At 47.0% G+C, this 11,592-nt stretch carries 12 protein-coding genes and 2 pseudogenes; 12 read left to right on the top strand and 2 right to left on the bottom strand.

Translation table 11 applies throughout. The features are described from left to right. Position 1: 1 nt before the first annotated feature. Positions 2-1,056 (top strand): annotated as a pseudogene (locus AC0L66_RS19705) (sulfate ABC transporter permease). A gap of 98 nt (positions 1,057-1,154) precedes the next feature. Here the strand turns inward: AC0L66_RS19705 and AC0L66_RS19710 are convergent. Next, complete coding sequence (locus AC0L66_RS19710; RefSeq protein WP_265675697.1) at positions 1,155-2,075, bottom strand: polyprenyl-phosphate transporter; 921 nt, start codon at positions 2,073-2,075, stop codon at positions 1,155-1,157. 383 nt (positions 2,076-2,458) lie between these two features. Here AC0L66_RS19710 and phnF point away from each other — a divergent pair, with 383 nt between their 5' ends. The 11 genes and pseudogenes from phnF (at position 2,459) to AC0L66_RS19765 (ending at position 11,063) form a co-directional block, all read left to right on the top strand. Further along, positions 2,459-3,154 (top strand): phosphonate metabolism transcriptional regulator PhnF, encoded by a 696-nt coding sequence (gene phnF, locus AC0L66_RS19715; protein WP_265675761.1) that lies wholly within the window; start codon positions 2,459-2,461, stop codon positions 3,152-3,154. Continuing rightward, positions 3,155-3,601 carry a phosphonate C-P lyase system protein PhnG gene (phnG, locus tag AC0L66_RS19720; protein ID WP_265675698.1) on the top strand — a complete coding sequence of 149 codons (447 nt, stop codon included), beginning with the start codon at positions 3,155-3,157 and terminating at the stop codon, positions 3,599-3,601. A 59-nt stretch (positions 3,602-3,660) separates the two neighbouring features. Further along, positions 3,661-4,275, top strand: a complete 615-nt coding sequence (gene phnH / locus AC0L66_RS19725; protein WP_473570510.1) for a phosphonate C-P lyase system protein PhnH — start codon at positions 3,661-3,663, stop codon at positions 4,273-4,275. Further along, positions 4,266-5,352 (top strand): annotated as a pseudogene (locus AC0L66_RS19730) (carbon-phosphorus lyase complex subunit). The gene phnH and the pseudogene AC0L66_RS19730 overlap by 10 nt, the downstream one beginning before the upstream one ends. Then, on the top strand, positions 5,349-6,260 hold the full coding sequence (locus AC0L66_RS19735; protein ID WP_473570512.1) for an alpha-D-ribose 1-methylphosphonate 5-phosphate C-P-lyase PhnJ: 912 nt from the start codon (positions 5,349-5,351) through the stop codon (positions 6,258-6,260). Before AC0L66_RS19730 ends, AC0L66_RS19735 begins: the two are co-directional and overlap by 4 nt. Then, the gene (gene phnK, locus AC0L66_RS19740) at positions 6,257-7,105 is read left to right on the top strand and encodes a phosphonate C-P lyase system protein PhnK (protein WP_473570513.1); all 849 of its coding nucleotides are present in this window, start codon (positions 6,257-6,259) and stop codon (positions 7,103-7,105) included. Before AC0L66_RS19735 ends, phnK begins: the two co-directional genes overlap by 4 nt. 11 nt (positions 7,106-7,116) lie before the next feature. Next, positions 7,117-7,869, top strand: coding sequence for a phosphonate C-P lyase system protein PhnL (phnL, locus tag AC0L66_RS19745; RefSeq protein WP_473570515.1), 753 nt, complete (start codon positions 7,117-7,119; stop codon positions 7,867-7,869). A 13-nt stretch (positions 7,870-7,882) separates the two neighbouring features. After that, positions 7,883-9,016 carry an alpha-D-ribose 1-methylphosphonate 5-triphosphate diphosphatase gene (gene phnM, locus AC0L66_RS19750; RefSeq protein WP_265675704.1) on the top strand — a complete coding sequence of 378 codons (1,134 nt, stop codon included), beginning with the start codon at positions 7,883-7,885 and terminating at the stop codon, positions 9,014-9,016. A gap of 3 nt (positions 9,017-9,019) precedes the next feature. Next, the gene (gene phnN, locus AC0L66_RS19755; RefSeq protein ID WP_265675762.1) at positions 9,020-9,658 is read left to right on the top strand and encodes a ribose 1,5-bisphosphokinase; all 639 of its coding nucleotides are present in this window, start codon (positions 9,020-9,022) and stop codon (positions 9,656-9,658) included. Beyond that, positions 9,655-10,422, top strand: a complete 768-nt coding sequence (phnP, locus tag AC0L66_RS19760; RefSeq protein ID WP_473570517.1) for a phosphonate metabolism protein PhnP — start codon at positions 9,655-9,657, stop codon at positions 10,420-10,422. Before phnN ends, phnP begins: the two co-directional genes overlap by 4 nt. After that, complete coding sequence (locus AC0L66_RS19765) at positions 10,419-11,063, top strand: DapH/DapD/GlmU-related protein (RefSeq protein ID WP_265675706.1); 645 nt, start codon at positions 10,419-10,421, stop codon at positions 11,061-11,063. Before phnP ends, AC0L66_RS19765 begins: the two co-directional genes overlap by 4 nt. Before the next feature lie 79 nt (positions 11,064-11,142). Here AC0L66_RS19765 and AC0L66_RS19770 read toward each other — a convergent pair whose 3' ends face one another. Next, positions 11,143-11,436, bottom strand: coding sequence for a glycine zipper family protein (locus AC0L66_RS19770; protein ID WP_265675707.1), 294 nt, complete (start codon positions 11,434-11,436; stop codon positions 11,143-11,145). Between the last annotated feature and the right edge of the window lie 156 nt (positions 11,437-11,592).

The raw sequence follows: 11,592 nt of genomic DNA on the forward strand, positions 1-11,592 counted from the left end.
CATGAATAACAAATTGCTCGGTTTAGCCATTTCTGTCATGAGTGCGCCTTCTCTTGCTGCCATCGATCTCTCAGACAACTTTTCTATTAGTGGATTCGGCTCAACCTCTTGGGCGAAATCTGACAATGCAACACCTTTGATGGTGAATCGAAATATCAATGACGAAAACTGCTATGACTGCGACACGACGTTTGGCGTACAGCTCGATTATTATCGCGAAGCATTTAAAGCCTCTGTGCAGGTGGTTAAGCGTCCACAAGACCATTGGAGTGAGCCTCAATTAGAGTGGGCGTATCTTGGGTATTCTATTGGGGACTTTGAGGTTCGAGGTGGGCGATTGCGCTTGCTTAGCATTTTTAGCTTCTGAGTACTACTATGTTGGACATGCCTATACGACTGCCCGCCCGCCTGGGGAGGTTTATAACAGTATTCTTGGGGTGACCGCATTTAATGGAGCAAGTGTCACGTGGAACTTCGACATTTCAGATGAAATGCAGTTAGCTTTAACGCCCTTTGTTGGTTTTAAAGATACCAACGAAGTGGATTTGAATTCGGTTACCACGCTCAAATTTGAAACCAAGAATATGTGGGGCGCAAATGCTCAGTTAATTGGTGAAAACTATCGATTGAACTTTGCGTATTTGGATTCAAACTTTGATCAAACAGTGACATTAATGGGGACGGAGTTTCCAACAGCGCCGGATCAAAACATCAAGCTCTATTCTCTTGGAGGAGAATATGACTTTGGAGACCTTAAGTTAACAGCTGAAGGTCAGAAAAATGATCTTGCTATGGCTTGGTATGGGATGGCCGCTTACCGAATGTCTGCTTTTACGCCATATGCAGTCTATGGGCAAGAGTTCGACGAGGACAATGATAAGACCTAGCGCTAGTACAACGCTAGGGTTGCGTTATGACGTGCGATACAACGTATCGGTTAATGCCGAGTGGCAAAAATTTAATGCTTATAATAATGCGAGTGGTGCGTTTGTATCTAATCCTGGTGTAAATACTGACGCCAACCTCTACACCGTTATGGTTAACTTTGTTTTCTAAAGCACACATTGAGTAAAAGCGATGTGCTCTGTAAAGATTGGATGACAAAAAAAGGCCCCGACATTGTCGGGGCCTTGTTGTTTTAGCATGGAGTTGGATTATTTATCGCCATGTTCGGCAATTTTTTCTAGCCCTAAGACTAAGGCAATACCCACCAGCATCATAACAACGGCCATCACCAGTTGAGATGGGTGACCAGAGATGGACTCAAAATTAAATGGTGATAGGTTCTCTTGGATAAGTGGCACTTGCTCACCAGAAGAATTGGTTCTCCAAGAAATGGTTTCTTTCCACGGCCAAAGCTTAGGCAGTGTACCTAACATTAAGCCTGTCAGGAAAACCAAGGCGAAGTCACGGAAGCGTTTTAGTAACCAAGAAAGGACGTGTGAGAAGCTTAGTAGGCCAACCAAACACCCTGTCGCAAAGATTGCCATTACGTCGAGCTGTAGACCCTTCACGGCACCAAGTACCGGCGTGTACATCCCAAGCAGCAATAGAATAAAGCTGCCAGAAATACCAGGAAGAATCATGGCACAGATAGCAATCGCACCAGCAAAGAAGATGTTGATATTAGTCGGATCCATTTGCGACGGTTGCAATACTGTAATGCAGTAAGCAAAGGCGACACCAAGAGCTAGACAAACGAAGCGTGATATTGTTTTTTGTTCAACTTGTTTGAGCATGTGGTAGACCGATACCAGAATCAAACCAAAAAAGAATGACCAAACCGGAATTGGGTGGGTTTCTAATGCCCAAGAGATGAACTTCGCAAGTGTAAGAATTGACGTGAGAATCCCGCCAAATAACGCGATCAAAAAGAAACCATTGATGTGATTGAATGCCGCTTTAAATCCATCGCGTCGCCAGATGCCAAATAGGCTTGGGTTCACACGACGAATGCTTTCTAGCAGCATGTCATAAATACCGGTAATAAAGGCCACAGTACCGCCCGAAACGCCAGGGACAACGTCAGCTGCGCCCATAGCCATTCCTTTTAGAAAGGTCGTCAAATAATTCATATTATCTTTAAGGTTAGAAAAGTTGTCGCAAAGTATATATGGATGTGAGCGTGTATGCACCTAGAGAGTGATCTCATCTTACTGAGCGAAATAACATCAAACTATTGTGAATCCTCATACTAGATAAGCTGTAATAAACCAACTGGTTAATACTGAATTAATTAAAAATATCAGATGGTTAAGCTTGTCTATACAAGTTGTTGCCGCCCTTCTTTTGTTACGAATCAGACATATAAACGACACGTAATGTTCATGTTTTGCCGTCAGAGTATACCTAACCCGATAGGGAGGATGTGGTTGCTTAGTGCATTCATATGACATTCGTTTAGGCCACGTAGGGGCCTATGTACTGAAACTTATCTAGATAAGTAACAAGGAAAATGATGCCAGTTTATTTGGATATTGCCTCGGTGCTAGAGCAGGAAGTGAGAGCGTCCTTTCAGCCCGGTGATTACCTTCCAGCCGAATCGCAGTTAGCGCAAAGGTTTGCCGTTAATCGCCACACCTTACGGCGTGCGGTTGATGAATTAGTGACTATCGGCATGGTTCAGCGTCACCAAGGAAAGGGCAGTATGGTTGTTCGCCAGCCAAGTCAGTATCACATTCATTCTTCTACATACTTCACCAAGAATTTCATTGAACAAGGCGCCCAGCCTCGTTGCGAAGTCCTATCTTCACGAGTGATGTCAGCCCCTTTAACGGTCGCTACCCACCTCAATATTGAAGAAGGGCAGCGCATTATTCATATACGTACATTACGTAAAACCGCGGATATGCCACGAACCATCATTGATCATTATTTATCGAATGTAGATTGGTGGCCGATTTTGAAGAATTTCAAAAGTGGATCGCTCCATCAGTTTATCAAACGCGGTTTGGCGGTCGAATTAGAGCGCAAAGAAACCAATGTAGGTGCAAGAGCACCAACCAACGAAGAGTGCCGCTTACTGCAGATACCAGCAAGCACGCCAATCTTAAAAATCAAAACGAAAAACGTCATAAAAGGTACGAGCATTATTGCGGAGTTCTCAAGCTCCAATTGCCGTGCCGACGCCACAGAAATAGTAATGGAGCATTAAATGACTGCGGTGACCGAAAGATCAAAGTGGATGTCAGTATTAGCACAAAGTCGATTTGATGACTTACAGCATCATTGGAAAGCACTACAGCTGGAGGCTGAATATCAGATAGTACGCCAACCCGAGATTGGATTGACACAAATCCGAGCCAGGATGGGGGGGACGGGACGTCAGTTCAATATGGGGGACGCCACAATAACCAGAGCGGTGGTAAAGCTTGCCAGTGGTGAACTGGGCTACAGCTATATACGTGGTCGAAACAAAGCGCACGCTGAATTGGCTGCGGTGCTTGATGGGCTTTTACAAACTAAGCCATCACAAGCTCTGTTGATCAGCAAAGTGATTGAACCACTTGCCGCTATTAAGCAAGAGCTGGAGCAGCTTAGGGCAGCAGAAGTGGCTGCAACGAAGGTGGACTTTTTTACTTTGGTTCGTGGCGAAGATTAACACCTTTCAAAGACCATCATTACGCATTGGTGAATTCATCAACCCAATAGGTAACACTCATGACAACAATTACACCCGCGTTTCAAGACGCTGTTCATGACAGTCAGTACTGTTTTAGGCTGCTACTCAAAGCCATGTCCGAACCAGGGAAACGCGTCACGTTAGATAAGAGCCAAGGCTTTGGTGACATGCAGGCCGCAACGGCACAAATTCTCTTGAGCTTAGCGGATAATGCAACGTCTGTATGGCTATCTCCTGCGCTTCAGAGCGATAAAGCGGTACTCGATAATGTGCGCTTTCATAGTGGTGCGCCACTTGTCGCGACGCAAAATGAAGCGGACTTTGCAGTAATAGCAGAAAGGGATCTTATATCGTGCAGCAGTCAGTGGTTCGCGTTTAATCAGGGCAATGAGGAGTACCCTGATCAGGCAACGACCGTGATTGTGGAGCTTGACTCATTAACCTCTGGCCAGCGTATTTCGTTATCGGGTCCGGGTATTGAGGCGCGATGTGACGCCTATATTGGCGACGTACCAAGCGAATTCGTCAATTTCCTGACCTCGCGTCAAGAGTTGACTGACTTTCCATTAGGTATCGATTTGATACTGGTTCATCAACAAGATGTATTGTGCTTGCCACGCACGACTAGCGTTGAGGTGTCTTCATGTATGTAGCAGTAAAGGGCGGCGAAAAAGCGATTCAACGTGCCCATCAACTTCAAGCGAAAAAGCGTCGTGGTTGCTTAGATCTTCCTGAGTTAAGTGTCGCACAAGTGAGTGAACAATTATCAGGCTCGGTAGACCGTGTGATGACCGAGGGTGGTATTTACGATCGTGAACTGGCTGCGTTAGCAATAAAGCAGGCCAATGGTGATTTGGTTGAAGCCATCTTCTTGCTCCGAGCGTATCGCACAACCTTGCCACGTCTCGTGGTATCAGAGCCAGTTAATACTAGTGATATGCGAATAGAGCGACGTATTTCAGCCACTTATAAAGACTTACCTGGTGGTCAGATCCTGGGTCCCACGTATGACTACACGCACCGACTACTGGATTTTAGCTTACTCGCAGAAGGAGAGGCGCCTCGTATGGACGCGGAGCCGTGTGCGCCAAGTGAACCTTGTCCGCAAGTCATGGGAATCCTGGAACATCTCGACATGATGAAAGTAGAGCGTGACAACGAACAGGTGCCAGAAGATATCACCATGACTCCGGTGAATTACCCCTGTGATCGCTCTGCACGACTGCAGAATTTGGTGCGAGGCGATGAAGGTTTTTTGTTGGCGCTGAGTTATTCAACGCAGCGTGGCTACGGGCGTAACCATCCGTTTGCTGGAGAAATTCGCACCGAGTATGGCGACACTATCACTTAACCCAGAAGAGCTTGGGTTTACGGTTGATATTGGTGAAATTGAATTAACAGAATGTCAGATGATCAATGGCTTTGTTGGCAGCAAAACAGAGAAAGCGAAGCTCACTCGTGGTTATGGGCTGACATTTGGCGCAACCGAACGCAAAGCCATGTCGATGGCGCTGGTGGATCGTTCACTTCAAGCGCCGGAATACGATGAAGAAGTCGCAAGTCCTGCACAAGATGAAGAGTTTGTTTTGTCTCATTCCGACAACGTAGAGGCAGCGGGTTTTGTCTCTCATCTTAAATTGCCCCATTACGTTGACTTCCAAGCGGAGCTAGAGCTGCTTCGTAAAATGCACAAAGAACATGATGCCCTGATGCAGGAGAACCAGTCATGAGCGAAACACAGACAATGTCATCAGCACCAGTGAGTCATGCTCAAGGGGTGACGGGGTATAACTATGGCTATCTTGATGAGCAGACGAAGCGAATGATTCGCCGTGCGCTACTAAAAGCCGTTGCGGTGCCAGGTTACCAAGTGCCATTTGGTGGTCGAGAAATGCCAATGCCTTATGGATGGGGCACGGGTGGTGTACAAATCACCGCTGCGATCATTGGTGAGGCTGACACATTAAAAGTGATTGACCAAGGTGCCGATGACACCACGAATGCGGTTTCTATTCGAGAATTTTTTAAATCGGTTGCGGATGCGAAGACCACGGAAAGCACCCGTGAAGCATCCATCATCCAAACCAGACACCGTATTCCAGAAGTGGCGTTGCAAGCTGATCAAATATTAGTTTATCAAGTGCCTATTCCAGAGCCGTTGCGATTTATTGAACCACGAGAAACGGAAACGCGAAAAATGCATGCTCTGCAAGAGTATGGCGTGATGCACGTCAAGCTGTATGAAGATATTGCGCGTTTTGGTCATATTGCTACCGCGTATGCGTACCCTGTCCGAGTGAATGATCGCTACATTATGGATCCGTCGCCAATTCCCAAATTTGATAACCCCAAAATGGACAACATGCCAGCACTGCAACTATTTGGTGCCGGACGTGAGAAGCGCATTTATGCCATTCCGCCTTTTACTAAGGTGCGAAGTCTAGACTTTGACGATCATCCTTTCGAGATTCAAAAGTGGGATGACCCTTGCGCTATTTGCGGTGTAACGCACACCTTCCTCGATGAAGTGGTGCTGGATGATAAAGGTAATCACATGTTCGTTTGTTCCGACACGGATTACTGTCGCGACCAAGTAGCTGAAAATGACAAGACACAATTACAAGAAGGTGTGGCATGAATAACGTATGGAATGACCAGTCAGAGTGCGCGCTAGCTCAGGCGCAACCCGTCGACGCCGAAGCGCCGCTGTTGTCGGTACGACACTTAACGAAATTATACGCACCCGGCAAAGGCTTTAGTGATGTGTCTTTTGATATTTATCCGGGAGAAGTCCTGGGTATCGTGGGTGAGTCTGGGTCCGGTAAGAGTACGTTATTGAAATCATTATCTGGTCGTCAATCGCCAGACAGTGGTTCTGTCTTATACGTTCGAGGGAAGGGTGACGCTCAAGTGGCTCAACTTGAGGACTTGTATGCCATGGCCGAAAGTCAGCGACGTCACTTACTTCGCACTGAATGGGGAGTCGTTCACCAGCACCCAATGGATGGGTTGCGTTCTCGCGTTTCTGCGGGAGGCAATATTGGCGAGCGCCTTATGGCGGTCGGAGATCGTCACTATGGCAATATTCGTGAAGCGTCGAGTAAGTGGTTAACGGATGTCGAGATCCCGCTTGATCGTATTGATGATATGCCAACCACGTTTTCAGGCGGTATGCAGCAAAGATTGCAGATCGCGCGCAATCTAGTTACGCATCCTAAGTTGATCTTTATGGATGAGCCCACTGGAGGTCTGGATGTTTCTGTACAAGCGAAGCTATTGGATCTGCTGCGTCGATTAGTGACAGAGCTTGATCTTGCGGTGGTGATTGTGACTCATGATCTTGCGGTTGCCCGTTTGCTGGCTCACCGGTTGATGGTGATGCGTCGTAGTGAAGTCGTCGAAAATGGACTCACAGATCAAGTGCTTGATGATCCACAGCATCCTTACACTCAACTTCTTGTCTCATCTGTGCTGCAGAACTAAGGAACCTCATAATGAATGCTAAATTAGCCAATGTTCGATTGCAGGTATCGAATGTCAGCAAAACTTTTGTTTTACATAATCAGGAGAGTGTTGAGCTCCCCGTTCTTTCCCATGCCAGTTTCTCCGTCACTGAAGGGGAGTGTGTGGTACTCAATGGTCGCTCTGGTTCCGGTAAATCGACATTACTGCGGGCTCTGTACGGCAATTATTTGGTGGATAATGGTGACATTGAAGTTGAACATCAGGGCGATTGGGTGAACCTTGCAACGGCGAAACCAAGAGAAATACTCAATGTGCGTAAACATACGATTGGTTGGGTGAGTCAGTTCTTACGTGTGATTCCACGTATCAGTGCATTAGAAGTTGTGATGCAGCCAATGATTGAAATGGGGGGCTGTCGTGAACAAGCGAAGGCCAAAGCTCAATCGCTCTTAACTCGATTGAATGTGCCGGAGCATCTTTGGACTCTAGCCCCTGCAACGTTCTCTGGTGGAGAGCAACAGCGGGTGAATATTGCCCGTGGATTTATCGTGGATTATCCCATTTTACTATTGGATGAGCCGACGGCCTCATTGGATGCGACGAACAGCGCTGTTGTCGTTAACCTGATTAAAGAAGCAAAAGCTCGTGGGGCAGCCGTGGTGGGTATATTCCACGATGAGCTCACTCGTGATGAGGTCGCTGATAGGCTCTATGACGTTAAAAAAGGAGCGTCACAAGGGTCATCAGATTCATCTTCCCTATCCATTTCAGCGTGCGCGTAACGGAGAACAATGCATGATTATCACCAATGTAAATCTAGTATTAGAAAATGAAGTGGTTAAGGGCTCTCTAGAGATGAGAGAGGGGAAAATTGTCAGTATGTCGGATTCTCCTAGCCAAATTCCTGGCGCTTACGATGGAGAAGGTGGCGATTTGATGCCTGGCTTTATTGAGCTGCATACTGACAACTTAGAAAAATATTTTACGCCTCGCCCTAAAGTAGATTGGCCACCATTTTCAGCAATGAGCGCACACGACACACAATTGATTGGATCGGGAATTACGACTGTACTCGATGCGGTAGCATTGGGGGACTTTCGTGAAGAGAAACGTCAAGCGAATCTCGACTTATTCATTAATACCGTTGTTGAGAGTCAGAAGCGAGGCTTAACGCGCGCTGAACATCGTTTGCACCTGCGTTGTGAAGTCCCTCATGAGACAACGGTTGGGATGTTTGAGCGCTTTATTGATTTACCAGAAGTTCAACTCGTTTCTTTAATGGATCATGCTCCTGGACAGCGTCAATTCGTGAATGTTGAGAAATACCGGACTTACTATCAAGGTAAGTACAACATGAGTGATAGTGAGATGGCTGCGTTCGAAAAAATGCAGATTGAGTTGTCGCAACGTTGGTCAAAACAAAATCGTGATGAGATTTGCCGTCAATGTCGTGAGCATAATACGCCGATGGCGAGTCATGATGATGCCACGACCGAGCACGTACTTGAGTCAAAAGCGCTCGGTATGGCTATTGCGGAATTCCCTACGTCAGTTGAAGCGGCAAGAAAGTCTCATGAACTTGGTCTTAAGGTGTTAATGGGCGCACCGAATGTGGTTCGTGGCGGCTCGCATTCGGGCAATGTGGCAGCACATGAACTCGCTGCCCAAGGTGTACTCGACATTCTCTCTTCAGACTATTACCCAATGAGTCTCCTTGAAGCGATTTACACACTTGCAGCGGATGAACGTAATGCGCTGACATTGCCGCAGGCGGTGAAATTGGCTACGAAGAATCCGGCCCAAGCGCTTAACCTTAATGATCGAGGCATCATTGATGAAGGTAAACGTGCTGACTTGGTCTTAGCGCGTCAAGTTGACGGCCATCCTTTGGTGGCGCGTGTTTGGCGCCAAGGTAAGAAGGTCTTCTAATTGATGTCATATGAGATGATGCCAGAGAAGGGGGATGTGAGTGCTCGCTTACTTTCCTCTTCTTTAAATACCAAAGTGTATTACGTCATTGGTCCATCTGGATCAGGAAAAGATACGCTGATAGATGCGATTCGCGCTCAGTTTGCTGATGAAATCGTCGTTGCCCATCGTTATATTACGCGACCTGCTGACGCGGGAGGAGAAAATCATGTAGCCCTCAGTCATGAGGAGTTTGCAAGCCGGAAAGCCAACGGCTTATTTGCATTGCACTGGCAAGCTCATGGGCTGTGTTATGGCGTTGGTGTGGAAATCAATACTTGGCTTGAGCAAGGGCTCTCTGTTGTGGTCAATGGTTCTCGGGCCCAGTTAGAACAAGCGAGAAGGGTGTTCTCTGGTCAGTTAATACCCGTTGTTATTGAGGTTGAAGCGTCTATTTTAAGGCAGCGTCTTACGGCTAGAGCAAGAGAGAATAATGTACAAATTGAGCAGCGATTGCAACGCGCTAACGCGTATAGCGTGGCGGGTATAGAAGGGAGCTGGGTGATTGATAATAGCGGGTCTGTTTGTGCCAGTGTGATGCAGTTTCAGGTTAAGCGTCAACAATTGGAGGTGGACTTAGACCTAGCCACGCTAGCGCAATGAAGTTAACGATGTTGGGGACGGGCAATAGCGCCATGATGCCAGTATATGGCTGTTCGTGTGAAGCGTGTAGATTAGCAAGTGTAGACTTGCGATTAAAACGAGAAAAAACATCGGCGTATATTGAGCATAACGGACACACTCTACTCTTGGACGCGAACGCCCCTGATTTACTGACTCGTTTCCCAGCGGGAACGATCAACGCCATATTGGTGACACACTACCATATGGATCATGTGCACAGTTTGTTTGATCTGCGGTGGGGAGTAGGCGAGCCTATTTCGGTTATCTCTCCAGATGATCCGAGCGGGTGCGATGATCTTTACAAGCATTCAGGATTGTTGGATTTTTCCCAACGCGCAACGCCGTTTCAAGCGTTTACGTGGCAAGGCATTACGGTGACGCCCCTACCTCTGACGCATTCAAAATTATGTGTAGGTTATGCGTTTGAATGGGATGGACAGTGCTTGGCATACTTGACCGATACCAATGGGTTACCTGCCAAGACCAAGGCATGGCTCTTAGCTCGGCATGTACGGTGGATTATTACTGACTGCAATTACCCGCCGATAGAATGCGAAGAAACGCGCCTTGTTCAAAATCATAACGACATACATCAAGTCGTGCAGATAGTAGAGGAGTGCCAACCAGATCATTTAGGGTTGGTTCACGTGAGTCACGATACTATCAATTGGCTTAATCATCACCAGCACACGCTGCCCCATACCATCCAACTACTAAACGATGGTCAGGAGATAACATTATGAGTCAACCACAATCAACGGCACTGTCCGCAGCGCCGAGCGTCTCACCATGCGTAAAATACCATCAAACAGAGTTAGGTTACTGGACCGAAGTGTCGGAGCGCTGCGTGCTTAATAACGTGGTGTTGGGCGACTACAGTTATATTCAAAACGACTGTAACCTGATGTTTACTGAGGTAGGCAAGTTCACGTCCATTGCTGCCAATGTGCGAATCAATCCGAGCAATCATCCATGGTGGCGTCCTACCTTACACCATTTTACTTACCGTCCAGGTAAGTATGGGTTGGGCGAGAATCCGACAACACTTGATGACGAAGTGTTTGCATGGCGCGAAGAGGACAAAGTCACCATTGGCCATGACGTGTGGATTGGTCATGGTGCGATTGTTTTGCCGGGTGTTACTGTGGGTAATGGTGCCATTATTGGCGCGGGTAGTGTGGTAACAAAGGATGTGCCAGCCTATTCGATTGTCGTTGGGAATCCGGCGCGAGTACTACGAGATCGTTTTGATGATCCAAGTTACGCTCCACGTTTAGAAGCGTTGGCTTGGTGGAGTTGGAGTGAAGAAAAAATCGCCTTAGCATTGCCTATTTTTCAGAAGGATTGTGGAGAGTTTTTGGCTCATTTTGAAAATAGGCAGTAAGGCGAGAATACAACAGCGCTGACAACGACGTGCGCCATGGGATTATGGGGTCGGTAGGTGTCTGCGTTGTTTTACTTAACTAGTCCCATAACGCGTCCGCGACGATCTCATCTTCAATATCTTCTTGAACCGCATCAGCAACAATTTCATCGGCAAGATAATTATCACAATCAATCTCGTCATACGCGCCTGATATGACACCTGCGGTTGCCCCAATCGCGGCGCCAGCACTAGCATTTCCTGCGACAGCCCCAACAACACCGCCTACAACAGCGCCTTCTACTGCATCTGTGATTTCATTGCCACCATCACATGGATGATAGGCACTTGCGCTTGCTGCGAATAGAGTCGTGAGTAAGATGGATTTTTGCATTTGATTTACCTATATAAAACCATAATAAATAATTGATAAATGGCCCTTCCTTTGGCGAGAGCCTACTCTACCTAGGTTCTGTCAGAGTGAGAAAATACAAACTATTTGTATTATGAATAGATGATAGGGACGCATTTTTTGCAAGTGCCGTGGCAA

It is taken from the genome of Vibrio sp. GJ43-1 (genome assembly GCF_055808835.1).

What these genes read in the sequence shown, in the direction of transcription:
- phnP (WP_473570517.1), top strand. Translation starts at nt 9,655, where the DNA reads ATGAAGTTAACGATGTTGGGGACGGGCAATAGCGCCATGATGCCAGTA.
- phnH (WP_473570510.1), top strand. Translation starts at nt 3,661, where the DNA reads ATGACAACAATTACACCCGCGTTTCAAGACGCTGTTCATGACAGTCAG.
- phnN (WP_265675762.1), top strand. Translation starts at nt 9,020, where the DNA reads ATGTCATATGAGATGATGCCAGAGAAGGGGGATGTGAGTGCTCGCTTA.
- AC0L66_RS19770 (WP_265675707.1), bottom strand. Translation starts at nt 11,436, where the DNA reads ATGCAAAAATCCATCTTACTCACGACTCTATTCGCAGCAAGCGCAAGT.
- phnK (WP_473570513.1), top strand. Translation starts at nt 6,257, where the DNA reads ATGAATAACGTATGGAATGACCAGTCAGAGTGCGCGCTAGCTCAGGCG.
- phnF (WP_265675761.1), top strand. Translation starts at nt 2,459, where the DNA reads ATGCCAGTTTATTTGGATATTGCCTCGGTGCTAGAGCAGGAAGTGAGA.
- phnM (WP_265675704.1), top strand. Translation starts at nt 7,883, where the DNA reads ATGATTATCACCAATGTAAATCTAGTATTAGAAAATGAAGTGGTTAAG.
- AC0L66_RS19710 (WP_265675697.1), bottom strand. Translation starts at nt 2,075, where the DNA reads ATGAATTATTTGACGACCTTTCTAAAAGGAATGGCTATGGGCGCAGCT.
- phnG (WP_265675698.1), top strand. Translation starts at nt 3,155, where the DNA reads ATGACTGCGGTGACCGAAAGATCAAAGTGGATGTCAGTATTAGCACAA.
- AC0L66_RS19765 (WP_265675706.1), top strand. Translation starts at nt 10,419, where the DNA reads ATGAGTCAACCACAATCAACGGCACTGTCCGCAGCGCCGAGCGTCTCA.
- AC0L66_RS19735 (WP_473570512.1), top strand. Translation starts at nt 5,349, where the DNA reads ATGAGCGAAACACAGACAATGTCATCAGCACCAGTGAGTCATGCTCAA.
- phnL (WP_473570515.1), top strand. Translation starts at nt 7,117, where the DNA reads ATGAATGCTAAATTAGCCAATGTTCGATTGCAGGTATCGAATGTCAGC.